We start from the raw sequence: 18,342 nt of genomic DNA, 5'->3' as shown, positions 1-18,342 counted from the left end.
AATGCGAAAAATAGGTCAGCATAGTTTACCAACCTGCCTGCAAAGCCAGCAGAACTGCGGCTCCGACCACGATTCGCCACCAGGCGAAGAAGCCGTAGCCATAGGTCGAGACATAGTTCAGCAGCCCGCGCACCACGACGACGGCGGCCAGAAAGGCGCAGAAGAAGCCGATCACGATGTTCCCGGTCGCTGTCGCGTCCAGGATGTCGCGGTTCTTGTAGAGGTCATAGACGAAGGCGCCCAGCATCGTCGGCATCGACAGGAAAAAGCTGAACTCGGCCGCGGAACGCTTGTCCGCGCCCAGAAGCAGGGCGCCCACGATGGTCGCGCCCGAACGCGAGACGCCGGGGATCATCGCCAGGCACTGGATGAAGCCGATCTTGACCGCCATGGGCAGCGGGAAGTCCTCGGCCGAGAAATAGCGCGGCCGGTTCGCCATCCGGTCCACGAACAGCAGCACCACGCCCCCGACGATCAGCATGACCGCGATCAGGCCGGGGGTCTCGAACAGGACCTCCTTGATGATGCGATGCGCCAGCACGCCGATCACCACGGCGGGCAGGAAGGCCAGCAGGACGGCCAGGATGAAGCGCCGCGCGCGCGGGTCCTGCGGCGCGCTGGTGAAGATCCGCCACAGCCGCCCGGCATAGACGCCCAGGATGGCCATGATCGCGCCCAGCTGGATCAGCACCTCGAAGGCGCGGCCGGGCGAATCGAAGCCGAGGAAATGCCCGGCCAGCAGCACGTGGCCGGTCGAGGACACGGGGATGAACTCCGTCAGCCCCTCCAGCAGACCCAGGGCGACGGCAACAAGGGTGTTGTGGTCCATCAGCTGTTGCGCAGGTTCTTCGCCGAGGCGGTGATCGCCTCATATTGTCCCGAGGGGCGGAAGCGCCACAGATAGCCCTCGATGACGGCGGGGGCGGCGGTCGGCTCGATGCCCAGGTCGGCGAAGGTCTTGACCTGGCCCGAGACCCGGTTCGGCAGGCGCAGCAGCCGCGCCTGGTCGCGGGTCATGATGCGGTTGGTCAGCAGCCCGCCGGTGACGGTCTGCACGCCGTCCAGCGCCGTTCCCATCACGCGGCTCAGCCAATGCGGCAGGCCGATGACGGCGCGGCGGCGCCCGATGGCGGTCAGCACCTGCTGCGCGATCTCGCGCATCGTCAGGACGTCCGGCCCGCCCAGTTCGTAGATGCCGGGCTGCGCCTCGCCCGCGGCGGCCACGGCGGCGGCGCGCGCCACATCATCGACATAGACCGGCTGCATCGGCGTATTCGCGCCCGGCACCAGCAGGATCGGGCCCAGCCGGGTCATCGCGGCGAGGCGGTTGTAGAAATGATCGTCCGGTCCGAACATGACCGAGGGCCGCAGGATCACCGCATCGGGGCGATGCGCCAGCACCGCGGCCTCGCCCCGGCCCTTGGAGGCGGCATAGCGGCTTTCCGAATCCGCATCCGCGCCGATGGCCGAGACATGCACGAACTGCTTCACCCCGGTCTCGGCGGCGATCCGGGCGACGCGGCCCGCCGCCTCCTCATGGATGGCGTCGAAGGTGTTCTTGCCCTCGCGCACCATGATGCCGACGCAGTTGATGACCGCATCCGCATCGGCCATGCAGGCGGTCACCGACAGGTCGTCGCGGATGTTGCAGGGCACCGGCTCGACCTGGCCGGGCGCGCCATAGGTGCGCACGACGCCGGCCTCGTTCGGGCGGCGGACGGCGACGCGGATGCGCCAGCCCTGCGCGGCCATGATCCGGGCGATCTGCCGGCCCAGGAATCCGGACCCGCCATAGATGGTGACCAGCTTGGCTGCGGACATGCGGCGCTCCCTTCGTGGCTTGCTTGATCGTTCAATACCCAAGGCTTCCGCCAGCGGCAAGCCGTGGCCGTAGCCCTGCGACGATCGCGTCCGCCACCCGCAGCGCATTGGCGGCGATGGTCAGGCTGGGATTGACCCCGTTCGAGGTCGGCATGAACGAGGAATCGGCCACGAAGAGATTGTCGACGCCATGCATCCGGCAATCGCGGTCCAGAACGCTGCTGGCGGGATCGTCGCCAAAGCGCAGCGTGCCGCAGGGATGGGCGAAGTTCAGCTGCGGCGCGCTGCCCATGAACATCGCCCGATGCGGGCGGAAGGCCGCGCGCATCGCCTTGCGGAAGGCGGCCCGCCGGCCGCGCAGCTCGTCCGAGATGTCGTAGCGGAAGCGCAGCCGGTCGGGGTCCTGCGGATCGGGCAGGACGCGGTTATGCGCATAGGGCAGGTCCTCGAGCACGCCCACGAACAGCTTGGCATTGCCCAGCATCCGCGCCGCGACCAGGGCGGGAAAGCGCAGCCCGTGCCGCAGCGGCCGGATGCGGCGCAGCGGCGACTGGTCGAAGCGGCCGTTCAGCGCGTGCAGGATCTCGCCATAGCCGGCCGTCAGCCCCATGGATTGCACGGTGCCGAACCGCTGGCCGTTGATGAAATACAGGTCGCGCATGCTGATCGAGCGCGAGGCGCCGGTCTCGTCCCGGCCCTGTCCGGCCCAGATGGCGATGATCTCGCTGAGGTGGAACATCAGGTTGCGGCCGACCAGGCCGTTGCGGTTGCCCAGCCCCCGGGGCCAGGCCTCGCCGGCCGAACGCAAGAGCAGCGAGGGCGAGCCCAGCCCGCCCGCCGCCAGCACATAGGTCCGGGCGCGCAGGGTGAATTCCTGCCCGTCGCGGCGGCAGGTGACGCCCTGGACCTGCTGGCCGTCGGCCTCGATCCGGGTCACCGAGCAGCGGTCGATCAGCGCGGCGCGGCCGGTCTCGATCGCCGGCAGCACCCCGGCCGAGCGGCCGTCCATCTTGCAGCGCCGCGGGCAGCGCCGGCCGAAGCAGCTCTCGCAGCCCGGCAGGAAGCGCGCCGCCATATGCGTGCGATAGGGATGCATGCCCGACCGGCGCAGCGCCGCCATCAGCGCCGCATCCGAGGCCGGCAGCGGCAGGATCGGCGGCAGCAGCTCGGCCCCCGCGGGGGCGAGCGGATCGACCTCGCCGTTGATATGGAAATATTTCTCGGCCAGCGAGAACCAGGGCAGCATCTCGTCATAGCCGACCGGCCAGCCGCCGGTCGGATGCGGCAGCGCCTCGGTCGTGTCCAGGTCGTGCCGCTCGGGACGCTCCAGCGTCGCCGCGTAATAGGCCGAGGTGCCACCCACCCCGGTGCCGATCATGCCGTCAAGCTCGCACCAGGCGCCGTCCAGCTTGGCCTCGAGCATGCAGGGCCAGGCGCCGTTGGCCATCCGCGCCTCGGGATCGCGGGTCTCGATCCCAAGCGCGGGCAGGGGGGCGTCGCCCAGGTCGGGCCCTTTTTCCAGGTAGAGCACGGAAAGCCCCGCCTCGGCCAGGCGCCGGCCCGCGGTTCCCCCGCCGATCCCCGTGCCGATCACGATGGCGTCCCATTCGCGGGTCTTGAGGTCGTCCATGGAAAAATTCCGTTTATCAGAGCACTGGCAACAAATGACTTCCTGTGAAGGGTTTCTAGTCCCGGGCGCTTCCCGGCAGCAACCTGACCGAAAGGATAGGATATCGCCCGCTGCGGTTGTGGACGGCGTTCGATGCGGCGCTGCGGGCCGCGGCTGGCGAAAGAATATCGCGACCCGCGCGGCGGCGCGGAAAAAAGATTCGGGTGGGCGAAGATTTTTGTTGCCCCCCCGTTGACACCCCCCGCGGCTGGGCTTAATCACCCGGCTCACGCGACCTGCCCAGGTGGCGGAATTGGTAGACGCGCACGGTTCAGGTCCGTGTGCCGCAAGGCGTGGAGGTTCGAGTCCTCTCCTGGGCACCATGATACAAAAGCCGCGCAAGCCCTTGGGTTTGCGCGGCTTTTGCTTTGACGACAGGGCCGGGCAGGCGGGCCTTGTTGCCTGCGGCGGCGTCGCATGGGTATTTGGGGAACGAAGAAGCCGCCGGCTTTCGGTGCTGGGGTCGCGGCAGCCGGCCCCGGCAGGCTTGCAGCATGGGGCGGGGAAGAAAAGGGGCCTGCATGATACCGCGTTTCGGACCGCCGCCCGGACGGCGCGCCTATCGGCTGCGTCCGGGCGCCTATGCGCTGCTGGTCCGCGACGGGGCGGCGCTGCTGACCTTCCAGCAGGCGCCCGCGCCGGAGTTCCAGCTGCCCGGCGGGGGCATCGATCCGGGCGAATCGCCGCTGGCCGCCCTGCATCGCGAGGTGCGCGAGGAGACCGGCTGGAGCATCGGCAATCCGCGCCGCTTCGGTGCCTATCGGCGCTTCTGCTATATGCCGGATTACGGGTTCTGGGCGGAAAAGCTCTGCACCGTCTGGCTGGCGCGGCCGGTCGCCCGCCTGGGCACGCCAGCCGAGCCGGGGCATGAGGCGCATTGGGTGCCCTTGCCGCGCGTCGCGGCCTTGCTGCCCGACCCGGGATCGCGCGCCGTGGTGCGGGCGGCGCTGCGCCGGCGCTGAGGCGGATCAGCCCCAAGGGTCTTGCCCGTCCGGACGCCGCTCGATCAGCACCGCCGAAATGTCGTCGCTGCGCTGGCCGCCGGCATAATGCGCCGCAGACCAGCAGATCGATTCCAGCAGCGCGTCGCCGCGCAGCATGGCATTGGTGCGCAGGATGGCGTGCAGCCCCTCTTCGCCCAGGGGCTCGCCGCGGGGATTCTCGCTTTCGGTCAGCCCGTCCGAGCTGATGAACAGCCGGTCGCCGGGGCTCAGGGTCAGCTGCACCTCTTCGTATTCGGCATGGGAAAAGACGCCTACGGGCAGGCCGCCGCCGCCGATGCGCTCGATCCGGCCATCGGCGCGTTGCAGCACGGGATGCGGGTGGCCCGCCTGCACCAGCCGCAGCCGGCCGGTCAGGAAGTCCAGGTCGGCATAGACCATGGTGAAATAGGATTCGGTGCGCAATTCCTCGAGCATCAGCATATTGAGCTGGCGCAGGATCTCGGCAGGCGGGCGGGCGTCGTAGAGCCCCAGCTCGGTGATGCGCAGCGCGATGTTGTGGTCGGTCGCGCCCGAGAGCAGCGCCGCCAGCCGGGCGCTGAGCAGGGCGGCCGCCACGCCATGCCCCGCCACGTCCAGCGCGAACAGCCCGACCCGGCGGGCATTGATCGGGAAGAACCCGACCAGGTCGCCGCCGATATGGCCGGCCGGGCGCATCAGCAGGGACAGGTCGAAATCGCCGTAGCGGCCATGACGTTCCCGCACCAGCCCCTGCTGCAGGCGCTGCGCCTCGCGCAGGTCGCGCTCGATCGCGGCCTGGGTGGCGCGCAATTCGGTCAGCGTGGCGCTGAGCTGGGCATTGGCGTTGCGCAGCCTTTCCTCCATGCGCAGGATGCGTTCGCTGGCGGACAGCCGGGCCAGCAGCTCGGCCCCCGAGACCGGCTTGGTCAGGAATTCGTCGGCGCCGGCGCGCAGCCCGTCGGCAATGTCCTTCTTGTCGTTGCGCGAGGTCAGCAGGATGAAATAGCCGTAGCGGTCCGACTGCATCTCGCGGAAGCGGCGGCAGAAATCCAGCCCGCTCTGCCCCGGCATCATCCAGTCCGAGATCACGATGTCGGGGCGCCGTTCCAGGCAGATGCGCATCGCCTCGTCGCCGCTGGCGGCCTCCACCACGTGATAGCCGGCGCGGGTCAGCTGGACCGCCAGGGTGCGCCTTTGCGCCCGGCTGTCATCGACAAGCAGCACCAGCCGCCAGTTATGCGGGATGGAGCTTATTGCATGGCCGTCCAGGATCATCATGCGGACGGTGTAAGCCCGGGCCGCTGAAGGTTCCGTTAATCCGGACAATTTTCGCGATTAACACGTTCTGGATGATTTCCCTGTTATGAATAAGGGGTGATTCTTCCAAGGGTTGTCCATGCTGGATTGGAACCGTATCAACGAGCTGCGCGGCGAAGTCGGCGATGACGAATTCCAGCTGATCCTGGAGCTGTTTCTGGACGAGGTCGAAGGCGTCATCATGCGCCTGTCGCGCCGCGACGCGCTGCGGCTGGAAACCGACCTGCATTTCCTGAAGGGCTGCGCCTGGAATCTGGGCTTCTCGGAATTCGGCAATCTCTGCGACGCGGGCGAGCGCAAGGCCGCCGCCGGCCGGCACGGCGAGGTCGATGTCGAATCGCTGCTGGCCAGCTATTCCGCCTCGAAACAGGCGCTGATGCGTCAGCTGGACGCGGCGTTGCATCCCGGCAAGCGGGCCCGCCATGCCTAGCGCCGTGCCGGGATCAGATCAGGAACTCGGCCAGGACCGGGTCGCGGGTGATGTCGCGATAGCCGATCCCCGCCGCGTCCAGCCTTTCGCAGATCCGTTCGAGATTGGCGGGGGCGGTGGTCTCGATGCCGATCAGGACCGAGCCGAAATTGCGCGCCGATTTCTTCAGGTATTCGAAGCGGGCGATATCGTCCTCGGGGCCGAGCAGCTGCAGGAAGTCGCGCAGCGCGCCGGGCCGCTGCGGCATGCGCAGGATGAAATAGCGCTTGAGGCCCGAGAAACGCTGGGCGCGCTCCTTGACCTCGGGCAGGCGCTCGAAATCGAAATTGCCGCCCGAGCAGATGCAGACCACGCGCTTGCCGGCCAGCCCGGGCATGTCGCGCAACACGTCCACCGCCAGCGCCCCGGCGGGTTCCAGCACGATGCCCTCGATGTTCAGCATCTCCAGCATGGTGGCGCAGATGCGGTCCTCGGGCGCGGTATGGACCCGGTCGGCGCCGAAGCCGGCGAGCGCGCGAAACGGCAGGTCGCCGATCCGCGCCACCGCGGCGCCGTCGACGAAATTGTCCACCGCCGGCAATGTCACCGGCGTCCCGGCCAGCAGCGCCTCACGCAGGCTGGCGCCGCCCTCGGGCTCGGCGAATTCGGCGCGCGTGCCGGGGGCCAGCACGGCCAGCAGTCGGGTGACGCCGGCGGCCAGCCCGCCGCCGCCGACCGGCAGCACCACGACATCCGGCGCCCCGCCCAACTGGTCGAGCAGCTCCAGCCCGACCGTGGCCTGTCCCTCGATGATGTCGGCATCGTCGAAGGGCGACAGGAAGGTCGCGCCCTGCGCCCGGGCGAAGTCCTGGGCCGCCGCCAGGGTCTGGTCGAAATAATCGCCGGTCAGCACGATCTCGATGGCGCCGTTGCCGAAGATGCGGGTCTTGTCGATCTTCTGCCTGGGCGTGGTGACGGGCATGAAGATCGTGCCGCGGGCGCCGAAATGCCGGCAGGCAAAGGCCATGCCCTGGGCATGGTTGCCGGCGCTGGCGCAGACGAAATGCCCTTGCGACCCGGCCCCGATCTTGCGCATGGCGTTGAAGGCGCCGCGCAGCTTGTAGCTGCGCACCGGCGTCAGGTCCTCGCGTTTCAGCCAGATCTCGGCGCCGTATTTCGCCGAGAGGTGGTCGTTCTTCTGCAGGGGCGTCGGCTCGAAGAGGTCGCGCAACGCGATCTCTGCCTGGCGGACAGAGGCGGCAAAGTTTTCCATATATCCGCGAATGGCGCGAAACGGGCGATTTGGCAAGGTGGCTCAGCGGAAAGATCTGTCGCGGGGGCAGGGCAACACGATGAAGCGGCCGCCGCAACCTCGCTCCCGGCAAGGCTCCCCTTGTGACGCCCGGCGAATGCGCCTATTCCCTGCCGAAATTTCACTGGGGGTCATCCGCATGTCCGACGCGCCGAAGAAAGTCGTCCTTGCCTATTCGGGCGGGCTCGACACCTCGATCATCCTGAAATGGCTGCAGACCGAATACGGCTGCGAGGTCATCACCTTCACCGCCGACCTGGGCCAGGGCGAGGAACTGGAACCGGCGCGCCAGAAGGCCGAGCTGCTGGGCATCAAGCCGGAAAACATCCATATCGTCGACGTGCGCGAGGAATTCGTGCGCGATTTCGTCTTCCCGATGTTCCGCGCCAATGCGGTCTACGAGGGGCTCTATCTGCTCGGCACCTCGATCGCCCGGCCGCTGATCTCCAAGCACCTGGTCGAGATCGCGCATCAGCACGGCGCCGATGCCGTCGCCCATGGCGCGACCGGCAAGGGCAACGACCAGGTGCGCTTCGAGTTGTCGGCCTATGCGCTCGACCCGTCGATCAAGGTGATCGCGCCGTGGCGGGAATGGGACCTGACCTCGCGCACCAGGCTGATCGAGTTCGCCGAACAGAACCAGATCCCGATCGCCAAGGACAAGCGCGGCGAGGCGCCGTTCAGCGTCGACGCCAACCTGCTGCACACCAGCAGCGAGGGCAAGGCGCTGGAGAACCCGGCCGAGGAAGCGCCCGAATACGTCTACCAGCGCACCGTCAGCCCCGAGGACGCCCCGGACCAGCCCGAATATGTCGAGATCGGCTTCGAGCGCGGCGACGCGGTGTCGATCAACGGCGAGGCGCTGTCGCCCGCCACCATCCTGACGGCGCTGAACGAATACGGGCGCAAGCATGGCATCGGTCGGCTGGACTTCGTGGAAAACCGCTTCGTCGGCATGAAGTCGCGCGGCATCTACGAGACCCCCGGCGGCACCATCCTGCTGGAAGCGCATCGCGGCATCGAGCAGATCACGCTGGACAGCGGCGCCGGCCATCTCAAGGATTCGATCATGCCGCGCTATGCCGAGCTGATCTATAACGGCTTCTGGTATTCGCCCGAGCGCGAGATGCTGCAGGCCCTGATCGACAAGAGCCAGGAGCACGTCACCGGCACCGTGCGGCTGAAACTCTACAAGGGCGGCGTCCATACCGTCGGCCGCTGGTCGGATCATTCGCTCTACAGCGAAAAGCACGTCACCTTCGAGGACGACGCCGGCGCCTATGACCAGAAGGACGCGGCGGGCTTCATCCGTCTGAACGCGCTGCGTCTGAAGCTGGTGGCGAACCGCAACGCCCGGTTCAAGTAACCGCACCCGCATTGCATGCAAAAGGCCGCGGGCAGGTTCCGCGGCCTTTTTGCTGGCCGATTCGTCCGATGACCCATCGTCCTGGCCGGCTTCTTCGTTCCCCAAAATACCCCCGCCGGAGGCGCCCGCCTCTCGTTCACTGCTCTCCGGCTCCCCCGCCTGGGGAACCGCGACCGCCATGGCGCGTTCGCCCGCAGGCAAGGCCCAGGGAGGAACCGGAAATGACCATGGCCAAGAACACCGTCTGCCTCTGGTATGACAAGGATGCCGAGGCGGCTGCCCGCTTCTATGCCGAGACCTTTCCCGACAGCGCCGTCACCGCGGTGCGCCACGCGCCCAGCGATTTTCCGTCAGGCAAGGCGGGCGATGTGCTGCTGGTCGAGTTCACCGTCGCAGGCATCCCCTGCGTCGGCCTGAACGGCGGCCCGACCTTCCGGCACAGCGAAGCGTTCTCGTTCCAGATCGCCACCGACGACCAGGAGGAGACCGACCGCTACTGGGATGCGATCGTCGGCAATGGCGGCCAGGAAAGCGCCTGCGGCTGGTGCAGGGACAGATGGGGCATTTCCTGGCAGATCACGCCGCGCGTGCTGACCGATGCGCTGGCCGCCGGCGGCGACGAGGCGAAACGCGCCTTCGAGGCGATTATGGAGATGACCCGGATCGACGTCGCGGCCATCGAGGCGGCGCGGCGCGGCTGAGCCGCGCTTCCCTTCGCGCGCCGCCTGCGGCAGGATGCGGGCATGACCCAGAACCCCGACCGCCCCGCCCATATCGCCATCGTCACCGTCTCGGACCGCGCCGCCCGCGGCGAATATCAGGACAAGGGCGGGCCGGGGGCCGAGGACTGGCTGCGCGCCACCGTCACCTCGCCCATGGACATCACGCGCCGCATCATTCCGGACGGGCGCGAGATCGTCGCCGATTGCCTGCGCGACCTGGCCGACGAACAGGGCGCCGACCTGATCCTGATCACCGGCGGCACCGGCCCGGCCCCGCGCGACCAGACGCCCGAGGCCATGGCCGAGGTGATCGAAAAGGAACTGCCCGGCTTCGGCGAGGAAATGCGCCGCGCCAGCCTGCGCGAGGTGCCGACCGCCATCCTGTCGCGGCAGAGCGCGGGCATCCGCGGCGCGACTCTGATGATCACCATCCCCGGCAAGCCCTCGGCCATCGCCACCTGCCTCGATGCGGTCTTCGCGGCGGTGCCCTATTGCCTCGACCTGATCGGGGCGGCCTATGTGGAAACCGACCCCGCCCGCATCAAGGCGTTCCGGCCGAAGACATAGCCGCCGGCCGGACCCGCAGATCGGCCGGCAACGATTCGCGCAGCACCAGCTCGGCATTGCCGAGATCGTTCTCCAGATGCGCCATCACCTCGGCCGGCGAACGGCCAAGACCCTGCCAGCGCGCGGTCAGGCGGCGGCGCAGCTCCTCCATCGGCACGTCCAGCATGACCGACAGGTCCCAAAGGCCCGCCAGCTTGCGCCAGGGCGCTCGGTCCAGCAGCAGGTAATTGCCCTCGACCAGCACCAGCCGATGGCCCGCCTCGACCCGGCCGGCCCCGGCGATGGAGAGGTCCAGCCCGCGGTCGAAGACCGGGTGGACCACCTCGCCCCCGGCCTTCAGCCGCTGCACCAGCGCGACGAAGCCCGCCGCGTCGAAGGTCTGGGGCGCGCCCTTGCAGCCGCGCAGCCCCTCCGCTTCCAGCAGCCGGTTGTCCAGATGGAACCCGTCCATCGGCACCAGCGCCGCATCCGCAAGCCCGGCCGCCAGCCGGGCGGCCAGGGTCGATTTCCCCGATCCTGGCGCCCCGACGATGGCGACGATCCGCCGTCCGGGTCCCAGCCCCGCAATCCGGTCCAGTATTTCTCTCATGCGCAAATATCCCGGGGGGAGTCCGAAGGACGGGGGGCAGAGCCCCCCGCAGCCGTGCCGTTCAGGCCGCCGTCGCCACCTCGTCCGGAACCTTGGCCCCGGTCATGAAGGCCACCGCGTCCGACATCGAATAATCCTGCGGCCGGATCACGCAGAGCCGCCGCCCCAGCCGGTGGATATGGATGCGGTCCGCCACCTCGAAGACATGCGGCATGTTGTGGGAAATCAGGATGATCGGAATGCCGCGCGAGCGGACATCGCGGATCAGCTCCAGCACGCGGCGGCTTTCCTTGACCCCCAGCGCCGCCGTCGGCTCGTCCAGGATCACCACCTTCGAGCCGAAGGCGGCGGCCCGGGCCACCGCCACACCCTGGCGCTGGCCGCCCGACAGCGTCTCGACCGCCTGGTTGATGTTCTGGATGGTCATCAGCCCCAGCTCGGTCAGCTTCTCGCGGGCGAATTTCTCCATCGCCGGGCGGTCGAGCTGGCGGAACCACCGGCCCATGATCCCCGGCTTGCGCAATTCGCGGCCCATGAACATGTTGTCGGCGATGGACAGGGCAGGGGACATGGCCAGCGTCTGATAGACGCATTCGATCCCGTATCCGCGCGCATCCAGCGGGCTGGCGAATTTCACCGGCTGGCCCTCCAGCGTGATCTCGCCCTCGTCGGGCTGGACCGCGCCCGACAGCGCCTTGATCAGGGAGGACTTGCCGGCGCCGTTGTCGCCGATGACCGCCAGGATCTCGCCCGGCATCAGGTCGAAGTCGCAATGGTCCAGCGCCGTGACCTTGCCATAGCGCTTGACCAGGCCGCGGGCCTTCAGAAGCGGTTCTGCGGAAGTGTTCGCGTTCATGCCGATGCCTTTCTGATCCATTGATCCACCGCCACGGCGAGGATGATGAGCAGGCCGATGAGGAAGAAGGTCCATTGCGGGTCTGTGCCGACCATCTTCAGCCCCATCTCGAACACGCCGACGATCAGCGCGCCGAAGAACATGCCGACGATCGAGCCCCGGCCGCCGAACAGGCTGATGCCCCCGATCACCACCGCGGTGATGGACTGGATGTTGCCCAGCTGCCCGGTCGAGGCCGAGGGCGAGACCGAGCCGAAGCGGCCGATCATCACCCAGCCCGCGATGGCGCAGAACAGGCCCGCCAGCGCATAGACCTGGATCAGCACCCGCCTGGTGCGCACCCCGGCCAGCTCTGCCGCCTCCGGGTCGTCGCCGACGGCATAGACATGCCGGCCCCAGGCGGTATGGCGCAGGACGTAGGCCAGGATCGCGACCAGCGCCACCATCAGGAACACGGCATAGAGGATCTTCACCCCGCCGGGCTGGATGGAATAGCCCCAGAATTGCAGCGCCGGCGCCTCGGCGGCGATGGCCGAGGAGCGGATCGTCTCGTTCGCGGAATAGATGTAGTTCGCCGCCAGGATGATCTGCCAGGTGCCCAGCGTCACGATGAAGGGCGGCAGCTTGATGCGGGCGACCAGCCAGCCATTGGCAAAGCCCATGGCCGTGCCCGCCGCCAGCCCCAGCGCGATGGCCAGCGGCGCCGGGATGCCGTAGCGGAAGGTGAACTGCCCCATCAGCACCGAGGAGAACACCGCGATGGCGCCGACCGACAGGTCGATCCCGGCGGTCAGCACCACCAGCGACTGCGCGCAGCCCAGGATGCCGACGATGGCGATCTGCTGCAGGATGGTGGACAGCGTGACCGCCTTGAAGAAGTTCGGCGACAGCAGGCCGAAGACGATGATCGCCGCGACCAGCACGATCATCGGCACTGCCGAGGGCGTCATGTGCAGCCAGTGCTGCAGGCGCTTCAGGGCGGTTTTCTGTTCCTGGAACTCGGCAACCTTGTCCGAGGCGCCTTGCAGGCCCTCCTCGTAGCCGGCGGCCGTCTTGGTGTCGGATGACATGGACGGTCTCCCCCTTTGCAAGGCGCCGCTCCGGACGCCGCTGCCTGTGGTCAGGGCGAGGCATCCCCCGCCCTGCGGTTCAATCGAGGCTCAGCCCCAGCAGAGCTCGGTCCCCTTGGTGCTGTCGATGGATTCGACGCCCTCGGCCGGCTTGTCGGTGACCAGCTGCACGCCGGTATCGACGAAGTCCTTGCCCTCGGTCGGCGCGGGCTTGGTGCCGTCCTTGGCGAAGGCGGCGATGGCCTCGATGCCTTGCGACGCCATGTCCAGCGGATATTGCTGCGAGGTGGCGCCGATCACGCCCTCCGCGACGTTCTGCACGCCCGGGCAGCCGCCATCGACCGAAACGATCAGAACGTCGTTCTCGCGCCCGACGGCCTTCAGCGCCTCATAGGCGCCGGCGGCGGCGGGTTCGTTGATGGTATAGACCAGGTTGATGTCGGGGTCCTTGGCCAGCAGGCTCTCCATGGCCTTCAGCCCGCCTTCCTCATTGCCCGAGGTGACCTCGTGGCCGACGATGCGCGGATCGGTCTCGTCGCCCCATTTCTCGGGGTCGCCCAGCTCGATGCTGAAGCCCTGCAGGAAGCCCTGGTCGCGCAGCACGTCGACCGAGGGCTGCGAGATCGCCAGGTCCAGAAGCGCGATCTTGGCCTCGGCCGCCGCGTCGCCCATGGTGGCCCTGGCCCATTGGCCGATCAGCTCGCCGGCCTTGAAATTGTCGGTGGCGAAGGTCGCGTCCGCCGCGTCGATCGGGTCCAGCGGCGTGTCCAGCGCGATGACCAGCAGCCCGGCATCCCGCGCCGCCTGCACGGAATCGACGATGGCCTTGGTGTCCGAGGCGGTGATCAGGATGCCCTTGGCGCCGTCCGCGATGCAGGCCTCGACCGCCGCGACCTGGCTTTCGTGGTCGCCGTCGATGCGGCCGGCATAGGATTTCAGCTCGATCCCCAGCTCGGCCGCCTTGGTCTGGGCGCCTTCCTTCATCTTCACGAAGAAGGGGTTGGTGTCGGTCTTGGTGATCAGACAGGCGCTGTCGGCCTGCGCCATGCCGGCGATCAGGGTCAGGGCCGTGCCCGCCAGCGCCGCGCGCAGCAGTGTCGTCTTGGTCATGATGTCCTTCCTCCTCTGGGCGGGTCTGACCGCCGCCTCCTCCAAAAGGCTGCCGAAGAAAGAGGGGCTTGTCAATAAATCAATTTCGTTGATTTATATAGGGGGGAGGATGGAACCATGCCGAACACCATGCCGGCGGCGGCGACGCCGCAGGGGGTCCGCAGCCAGAACGAGCGCCTGATCCTGTGGCTGATTCGCCGCAACGGGCCGATGCCGCGCGCCGCGCTGGCGCAGGCGACGGGCCTGTCGGCGCAGGCCGTCACCAACATCACGCGCGAGCTGATCGCCGCCGGCCTGCTGGATGCCGGGGGCGAGCGTCGGCGCGGCAAGGTCGGCCAGCCGCTGCTGCCGCTGGCCCTGGCGCCCGAGGGGGCGCTGTTCCTGGGGCTCAAGGTCGGGCGCCGGGTGGCCGAGCTGGTGCTGGTCGATTTCGCCGGCCGGATCCGGCAGATCCGGGTGCTGCCGCATGCCTATCCGCATCCCGACGCGATCCGCGATTTCGCCGTCGCCGGCACCGCGGCGATCCTGGCGGACCTGACCGAGGCGCAGCGTGCGCGGCTGTCGGGCATGGGCATCGCCAGCCCCTTCTACCTGTGGGACTGGGCCGAGGAGATGCAGCCCTGGCGCGGCCGCGACCTGCGCGCCGAGCTGGCCGCGGCGCTGGACCTGCCGGTCTGGCTGGAGAACGACGGCTCCTGCGCCTGCGGGGCCGAGATGATGTTCGGCACCGAGGATCTGCCCGAGGATTTCCTGTATTTCTACCTTGCGCATTTCGGCGGCGGCGGCGTGGTGCTGGACGGGCGGCTGCGGCTGGGACCGTCGCGCAATGCGGGGGCGATGGGCTCCTGCCCGGTGCCGGGCGGGCGACAGGTGCTGGACGTGGCTTCGGTTTCCGTGCTGGAGACGGCGCTGGGGCGCGACCTGCCGCTGGACGATGCCGACTGGCAGCTGCCGCCGGCCATCGCCCGGCAATGGCTGGACGAATCGGCGCGGGTGCTGTCCCATGCGGCGCTGGGGGCGGTCGCGGTGCTGGACCTGCCGCTGGTGGTGATCGACGGGGCCATGCCGGCCGCGCTGCGCGAGGCGCTGGTGCGGGCGACCGCCGACGGCCTGGCCGCGATGCGCCATCACGGCGTCACCTTGCCCGAGGTGCGCGCCGGAACCCTGGGGCGACAGGCGCGCACGCTGGGGGCGGCGGCGCTGCCGCTCAGCGCGGGCTTCATGCCGGGCGGCAGTTTCACCGCCCCGCGGCCGGGACGGAACGGGCAGGAAACCCAGGACGCGCCGATGCGTTCCGGGGAGGACAGGTGAGGAAAGGAAGCCGCGGCCATGGCCGACGATCCATACAAGGCGCTGGGACTGGACAAGAATGCCACGCAGGACGAGATCAAGAAGGCCTATCGCCGGATCGCCAAGACCGACCACCCGGACCTGAACCCGGACCCGGCGGCGCATGAACGCTTCAAGGCCGCCTCGACCGCCTATGATCTGCTCAAGGATCCCGAGCAGCGCGCCCGCTTCGACCGCGGCGAGATCGATGCCCAGGGACAGGAGCGGCCGCAGCGGCACTATTACCGCGAATATGCCGAATCGGGCGACAATCCCTATCGCCAGCATCACGGTTTCGACGATCTGTCGGACGTGTTTTCCGACCTGTTCGGGCGCGGCGCCGGCGGACGGCGCGGCGGCGGGGCGCGCAGCTTCGACATGCGCGGCCCCGACCAGCGATTCACGCTGGAGATCGATTTCATGACCGCGGCGCGCGGCGGCTCGACCCGGATCACCATGCCCGACGGCAGCGTGCTGGAGGTGAAGATCCCCGAGGGCGCCCATGACGGCCAGGTGATCCGGCTGCGCGGCAAGGGCGGGCCCGGCATCGGCGAGGGCGGGCCGGGCGACGCGCTCCTGACCCTGATCGTGGCCGAGGATCCCGACTGGAAGCGCGACGGCAACGATGTCGAGACCACGCTGCCCATCACCATCGACGAGGCCGTGCTGGGCGGCAAGGTCGAGGCGCAGACCATCGAGGGGCCGGTCATGCTGACCATCCCGCGCGGCGCCAGCTCGGGCCAGAAGCTGCGGCTGAAGGGGCGCGGCATCAAGGGCGAGGGCGGACGGCGCGGCGACCAGCATGTCATCCTGAAGATCGTCATGCCGCCCAAGGTCGATGACGAGCTGGCGCGCTTCATGGAGCAATGGCGGCAGACCCACGCCTATGACCCGAGGAGGGGAAAATGACCCAGCGCCATTATACCCTGACCGAGACGCTGGCGGCCGTCAGCGACCTGACGCCCGAACAGCTGGACCGCTATATCCGCGCCGGCGTCGTCATGCCGGTGCAATCCGAACAGGGGCCGCTGTTCCGCGAGCTGGACCTGGCGCGGCTGAGCCTGGTGGTCGACCTGGCCGAGGGCTATCACCTCGACGAGGAGGCGCTGGGCCTGGTGCTGTCGCTGGTCGACCAGCTGCACGGGCTGCGCGGCGACATGCGGGCGATCCTGGACGCCGTGGCGCGCGAGCCGGTGGAAACCCGGGTGCGGCTGAAGGCCGCGATCCGCGAGGTGCGGGTGGTGACGCGCTAATCCGCCGGCCGCCGGCGGGGCAGTTCGGCCATGACGGCCAGCCGCTCGGCCTCGGTCATGCGGCCCCAGCGGGTGATCTCGTCGATGCTGCGCAGGCAGCCGGTGCAAAGCCGGCTTGCCGGGTCGATCTTGCAGATGTCGATGCAGGGGGTCGAGGGCTTCATCCCGCCGCGCCCAGGAAGCGCAGCCGGTCCAGCGCGCCCTGCAGGATATAGCCGGCCGCGACCTGGTCGATCACCTCGGCCCGGCGCTTGCGCGAGGTGTCCCCCTCAAGCAGCGCCCGCTCGGCCGCGACGGTCGAGAGCCGCTCGTCCCAGAAGCCGATGGGCAGCGGCGTCAGCCGTTCCAGGTTGCGGGCGAAGGCGCGGGTGGATTGTGCGCGCGGCCCCTCGCTGCCGTCCATGTTGCGCGGCAGGCCCAGCACCAGCCCGACCAGCGCCCGGTCGGCGGCGATCTTCAGCAGCGCCTGGGCGTCCAAGGTGAACTTCTCGCGCCGGATCACCGTCAGGGGCGAGGCGACGCTGCGCAGCCCGTCGCTGACCGCGACGCCGATGGTCTTGGTGCCCAGGTCCAGCCCGGCCACCGCGCCGGTGCGGGGCAGGGCGGCGGCGAATGCCTCGATGCTCTCGCAGATCATTCCAGCCCCGCCTGTTCCGCCGCCGCCTCGATCAGGTCCAGCGCCGGCCGGTTGCCCGCGAAACGCTGCCGGGCCTCGCCCAGGATGGCGGCGGCGTGGTCCTTTTGCCCGATCACCGGCAGGGACGAGATCAGCCGCGCCCATTCCTCGGGCGTGCCGCCCTGGGTGGCAAGCCGGGTCTCCAGCCCCTTGACCATGCCCTCGACCATCTGCTGGCGTTCCTCGGGGCTCATGTCCCCCGCCGCTGCCACGGCCTCCGCATCCGGGCCGGGCAGGGCCGGCGAGCCGGGTGCGGAAGCGGGCGCGGAATCGGTCCGGGGCTCGGGCGGGGTATAGTCCGGGCGGCCGGCGAACCAGGCCAGATCGCCGATCGCGGCGCGGATCGGCTGGATCCAGGGCGCGCTTTCCGGCCCCTCGGCCAGCAGCCCGGCCCAGATCGGAAAGGCGCGGTCGGGGCGGCCGTTCTGCAGATGCAGCAGCCCGACCATGAAGCGCGCCTGCGGATTGTGCGGATCGCGGGCCAGCGCCCGGGCCACCGCATCCTCGCCTTCGGCGGTGATGATGCCGCCCGCCGCCTCGATGGTCAGCCCGGCCAGCCGCGCCAGCTCCTCGGCGCTGGCAGCCTCGCCGCGCAGCGCCACCAGCCGGCGCTGCGCGTCCTTGGCGGCGATCAGGTTGCCCAGCCTTTCCTCGTGCTCGGCCAGCAGTTCCAGCCCGCGCGGGTCGTTCGGGTTCTTCAGCACCGCCTCGCGCAGCCGTTCGATCAGCGCCGCATAGTCCGCATCGGGCTCGGGGCGCTGGGGCCGGGGGGTCTTGGCCTCTGCCTCGGCCTGGCTGGGGCGGCCGTCGTAAAGCGCCTGTGCCTCGGCGATGCGCTGCGCGATGGGGGCGTCGGGACGCTCGGGCTGGCCGATGCGCTGGTAAAGCAGGAAGGCCCCGGCCAGCAGCAGCGCCAGAACCGCCAGCGCCGCCCAGCCGCCCGGCGCGCGGCGGGCACTGCCGGCGCGTTCCAGCGCGCGGTCCGCGGCCAGCACCTTGCGGCCGATCTCGACCCGCAGCCGTTCGGCATCGGCCTCGTCGATCAGGCCGCGGTCCAGATCCCGCCCGACCTCGCGCAGCTGGTCGCGATAGACCCGCAGGTCATAGGCGGCGGTGGGCTCGGCGCCCTCGCCCTGCCGGCGCAGAAGCGGCGCGGCGATGGCCACCGCCACCACCCCCGCCAGCGCGGCGCAGATGATCCAGAACATCGGCTTCCCCTTTTGGCTGCTGCCGGTGATAGCGGCTTTCGCCGCGGCGAGAAAGTCAAAGCCCTGCGACAAATGCGCAAATCTCCTTCGGGACATCTGCGCCGTC

At 69.1% G+C, this 18,342-nt stretch carries 20 protein-coding genes and 1 tRNA gene; 9 read left to right on the top strand and 12 right to left on the bottom strand.

Features of this window, described 5'->3' with window-relative positions; translation table 11 throughout:
- Positions 1-25: 25 nt before the first annotated feature.
- Genes L632_RS0113430 through L632_RS22695 form a run of 3 tightly spaced genes read right to left on the bottom strand, consistent with a single transcriptional unit; the run spans position 26 to position 3,451 of the window.
- Positions 26-832: an undecaprenyl-diphosphate phosphatase gene (locus tag L632_RS0113430; protein ID WP_028713134.1), complete on the bottom strand. Its 807-nt coding sequence runs from the start codon at positions 830-832 to the stop codon at positions 26-28.
- A complete protein-coding gene (locus tag L632_RS0113425) occupies positions 829-1,821 on the bottom strand; it encodes a complex I NDUFA9 subunit family protein (RefSeq protein ID WP_028713133.1) in 993 nt (330 codons plus the stop codon). Before L632_RS0113425 ends, L632_RS0113430 begins: the two co-directional genes overlap by 4 nt.
- A 31-nt stretch (positions 1,822-1,852) precedes the next feature.
- Positions 1,853-3,451 carry a GMC oxidoreductase gene (locus L632_RS22695; RefSeq protein WP_036698228.1) on the bottom strand — a complete coding sequence of 533 codons (1,599 nt, stop codon included), beginning with the start codon at positions 3,449-3,451 and terminating at the stop codon, positions 1,853-1,855.
- 277 nt (positions 3,452-3,728) lie between these two features.
- On the opposite strand from L632_RS22695, the gene L632_RS0113415 reads away from it, so the two are divergent.
- Together L632_RS0113415 and L632_RS0113410 are read left to right on the top strand one after the other, a co-directional pair.
- Positions 3,729-3,813: transfer RNA gene (locus L632_RS0113415), tRNA-Leu, on the top strand.
- Positions 3,814-4,011: 198 nt separating this feature from the next.
- On the top strand, positions 4,012-4,452 hold the full coding sequence (locus tag L632_RS0113410; protein WP_028713132.1) for an NUDIX domain-containing protein: 441 nt from the start codon (positions 4,012-4,014) through the stop codon (positions 4,450-4,452).
- A gap of 6 nt (positions 4,453-4,458) precedes the next feature.
- Here L632_RS0113410 and L632_RS0113405 read toward each other — a convergent pair whose 3' ends face one another.
- Positions 4,459-5,730, bottom strand: coding sequence for a PP2C family protein-serine/threonine phosphatase (locus tag L632_RS0113405; RefSeq protein WP_028713131.1), 1,272 nt, complete (start codon positions 5,728-5,730; stop codon positions 4,459-4,461).
- Between the two features lie 118 nt (positions 5,731-5,848).
- Between L632_RS0113405 and L632_RS0113400 the strand changes: the two genes are divergently transcribed.
- A complete protein-coding gene (locus tag L632_RS0113400) occupies positions 5,849-6,199 on the top strand; it encodes an Hpt domain-containing protein (protein WP_028713130.1) in 351 nt (116 codons plus the stop codon).
- A gap of 13 nt (positions 6,200-6,212) precedes the next feature.
- Here L632_RS0113400 and ilvA read toward each other — a convergent pair whose 3' ends face one another.
- Positions 6,213-7,451 carry a threonine ammonia-lyase IlvA gene (ilvA, locus tag L632_RS0113395; protein WP_028713129.1) on the bottom strand — a complete coding sequence of 413 codons (1,239 nt, stop codon included), beginning with the start codon at positions 7,449-7,451 and terminating at the stop codon, positions 6,213-6,215.
- A 178-nt stretch (positions 7,452-7,629) separates the two neighbouring features.
- Between ilvA and L632_RS0113390 the strand changes: the two genes are divergently transcribed.
- The 3 genes from L632_RS0113390 (at position 7,630) to mog (ending at position 10,145) form a co-directional block, all read left to right on the top strand.
- Positions 7,630-8,856: an argininosuccinate synthase gene (locus L632_RS0113390; RefSeq protein WP_028716953.1), complete on the top strand. Its 1,227-nt coding sequence runs from the start codon at positions 7,630-7,632 to the stop codon at positions 8,854-8,856.
- Between the two features lie 221 nt (positions 8,857-9,077).
- Positions 9,078-9,557 carry a VOC family protein gene (locus L632_RS0113385; RefSeq protein WP_036698226.1) on the top strand — a complete coding sequence of 160 codons (480 nt, stop codon included), beginning with the start codon at positions 9,078-9,080 and terminating at the stop codon, positions 9,555-9,557.
- A gap of 42 nt (positions 9,558-9,599) precedes the next feature.
- Positions 9,600-10,145: a molybdopterin adenylyltransferase gene (gene mog / locus L632_RS0113380; protein ID WP_028713126.1), complete on the top strand. Its 546-nt coding sequence runs from the start codon at positions 9,600-9,602 to the stop codon at positions 10,143-10,145.
- On the opposite strand, the gene L632_RS0113375 is transcribed toward mog, so the two are convergent.
- The 4 genes from L632_RS0113375 to L632_RS0113360 all read right to left on the bottom strand — a co-directional run bounded on the left by L632_RS0113375 (position 10,120) and on the right by L632_RS0113360 (position 13,770).
- Positions 10,120-10,734: an AAA family ATPase gene (locus tag L632_RS0113375; RefSeq protein ID WP_028713125.1), complete on the bottom strand. Its 615-nt coding sequence runs from the start codon at positions 10,732-10,734 to the stop codon at positions 10,120-10,122. The genes mog and L632_RS0113375 overlap by 26 nt on opposite strands.
- Positions 10,735-10,795: 61 nt before the next feature.
- A complete protein-coding gene (locus L632_RS0113370; protein WP_028713124.1) occupies positions 10,796-11,590 on the bottom strand; it encodes an ATP-binding cassette domain-containing protein in 795 nt (264 codons plus the stop codon).
- The gene (locus L632_RS0113365) at positions 11,587-12,660 is read right to left on the bottom strand and encodes an ABC transporter permease (protein ID WP_028713123.1); all 1,074 of its coding nucleotides are present in this window, start codon (positions 12,658-12,660) and stop codon (positions 11,587-11,589) included. The genes L632_RS0113370 and L632_RS0113365 overlap by 4 nt, the downstream gene beginning before the upstream one ends.
- Positions 12,661-12,750: 90 nt before the next feature.
- Positions 12,751-13,770 carry a sugar ABC transporter substrate-binding protein gene (locus L632_RS0113360; RefSeq protein ID WP_028713122.1) on the bottom strand — a complete coding sequence of 340 codons (1,020 nt, stop codon included), beginning with the start codon at positions 13,768-13,770 and terminating at the stop codon, positions 12,751-12,753.
- 117 nt (positions 13,771-13,887) lie between these two features.
- Here L632_RS0113360 and L632_RS25115 point away from each other — a divergent pair, with 117 nt between their 5' ends.
- The 3 genes from L632_RS25115 to L632_RS0113345 are packed head-to-tail and all read left to right on the top strand — an operon-like array spanning position 13,888 to position 16,352.
- Positions 13,888-15,081: an ROK family transcriptional regulator gene (locus L632_RS25115; RefSeq protein WP_028713121.1), complete on the top strand. Its 1,194-nt coding sequence runs from the start codon at positions 13,888-13,890 to the stop codon at positions 15,079-15,081.
- An 18-nt stretch (positions 15,082-15,099) separates the two neighbouring features.
- Positions 15,100-16,008, top strand: coding sequence for a DnaJ C-terminal domain-containing protein (locus L632_RS0113350; protein ID WP_028713120.1), 909 nt, complete (start codon positions 15,100-15,102; stop codon positions 16,006-16,008).
- The gene (locus tag L632_RS0113345) at positions 16,005-16,352 is read left to right on the top strand and encodes a hypothetical protein (RefSeq protein ID WP_028713119.1); all 348 of its coding nucleotides are present in this window, start codon (positions 16,005-16,007) and stop codon (positions 16,350-16,352) included. The genes L632_RS0113350 and L632_RS0113345 overlap by 4 nt, the downstream gene beginning before the upstream one ends.
- On the opposite strand, the gene L632_RS0113340 is transcribed toward L632_RS0113345, so the two are convergent.
- From L632_RS0113340 to ccmI, 3 genes are read right to left on the bottom strand one after another with little or no spacing between them, the layout of a single operon-like run.
- Positions 16,349-16,516, bottom strand: a complete 168-nt coding sequence (locus tag L632_RS0113340; protein ID WP_028713118.1) for a DUF1289 domain-containing protein — start codon at positions 16,514-16,516, stop codon at positions 16,349-16,351. The genes L632_RS0113345 and L632_RS0113340 overlap by 4 nt on opposite strands.
- Positions 16,513-16,989 carry a Holliday junction resolvase RuvX gene (gene ruvX / locus L632_RS0113335; protein ID WP_028713117.1) on the bottom strand — a complete coding sequence of 159 codons (477 nt, stop codon included), beginning with the start codon at positions 16,987-16,989 and terminating at the stop codon, positions 16,513-16,515. The genes L632_RS0113340 and ruvX overlap by 4 nt, the downstream gene beginning before the upstream one ends.
- A complete protein-coding gene (ccmI, locus tag L632_RS0113330) occupies positions 16,986-18,236 on the bottom strand; it encodes a c-type cytochrome biogenesis protein CcmI (protein ID WP_036698277.1) in 1,251 nt (416 codons plus the stop codon). The genes ruvX and ccmI overlap by 4 nt, the downstream gene beginning before the upstream one ends.
- Positions 18,237-18,342 lie beyond the last annotated feature (106 nt).

Origin of the sequence: Paracoccus sp. J39 (assembly GCF_000518925.1) — a bacterium.
GTDB lineage: Bacteria > Pseudomonadota > Alphaproteobacteria > Rhodobacterales > Rhodobacteraceae > Paracoccus.
This window is presented reverse-complemented; position numbering and strand designations above follow the sequence as displayed.

Coding starts and splice junctions, on each gene's coding strand:
- L632_RS0113425 (WP_028713133.1), bottom strand. CDS start 1,821: ATGTCCGCAGCCAAGCTGGTCACCATCTATGGCGGGTCCGGATTCCTG.
- L632_RS22695 (WP_036698228.1), bottom strand. CDS start 3,451: ATGGACGACCTCAAGACCCGCGAATGGGACGCCATCGTGATCGGCACG.
- L632_RS0113410 (WP_028713132.1), top strand. CDS start 4,012: ATGATACCGCGTTTCGGACCGCCGCCCGGACGGCGCGCCTATCGGCTG.
- L632_RS0113405 (WP_028713131.1), bottom strand. CDS start 5,730: ATGATGATCCTGGACGGCCATGCAATAAGCTCCATCCCGCATAACTGG.
- L632_RS0113400 (WP_028713130.1), top strand. CDS start 5,849: ATGCTGGATTGGAACCGTATCAACGAGCTGCGCGGCGAAGTCGGCGAT.
- ilvA (WP_028713129.1), bottom strand. CDS start 7,451: ATGGAAAACTTTGCCGCCTCTGTCCGCCAGGCAGAGATCGCGTTGCGC.
- L632_RS0113390 (WP_028716953.1), top strand. CDS start 7,630: ATGTCCGACGCGCCGAAGAAAGTCGTCCTTGCCTATTCGGGCGGGCTC.
- L632_RS0113385 (WP_036698226.1), top strand. CDS start 9,078: ATGACCATGGCCAAGAACACCGTCTGCCTCTGGTATGACAAGGATGCC.
- mog (WP_028713126.1), top strand. CDS start 9,600: ATGACCCAGAACCCCGACCGCCCCGCCCATATCGCCATCGTCACCGTC.
- L632_RS0113375 (WP_028713125.1), bottom strand. CDS start 10,734: ATGAGAGAAATACTGGACCGGATTGCGGGGCTGGGACCCGGACGGCGG.
- L632_RS0113370 (WP_028713124.1), bottom strand. CDS start 11,590: ATGAACGCGAACACTTCCGCAGAACCGCTTCTGAAGGCCCGCGGCCTG.
- L632_RS0113365 (WP_028713123.1), bottom strand. CDS start 12,660: ATGTCATCCGACACCAAGACGGCCGCCGGCTACGAGGAGGGCCTGCAA.
- L632_RS0113360 (WP_028713122.1), bottom strand. CDS start 13,770: ATGACCAAGACGACACTGCTGCGCGCGGCGCTGGCGGGCACGGCCCTG.
- L632_RS25115 (WP_028713121.1), top strand. CDS start 13,888: ATGCCGAACACCATGCCGGCGGCGGCGACGCCGCAGGGGGTCCGCAGC.
- L632_RS0113350 (WP_028713120.1), top strand. CDS start 15,100: ATGGCCGACGATCCATACAAGGCGCTGGGACTGGACAAGAATGCCACG.
- L632_RS0113345 (WP_028713119.1), top strand. CDS start 16,005: ATGACCCAGCGCCATTATACCCTGACCGAGACGCTGGCGGCCGTCAGC.
- L632_RS0113340 (WP_028713118.1), bottom strand. CDS start 16,516: ATGAAGCCCTCGACCCCCTGCATCGACATCTGCAAGATCGACCCGGCA.
- ruvX (WP_028713117.1), bottom strand. CDS start 16,989: ATGATCTGCGAGAGCATCGAGGCATTCGCCGCCGCCCTGCCCCGCACC.
- ccmI (WP_036698277.1), bottom strand. CDS start 18,236: ATGTTCTGGATCATCTGCGCCGCGCTGGCGGGGGTGGTGGCGGTGGCC.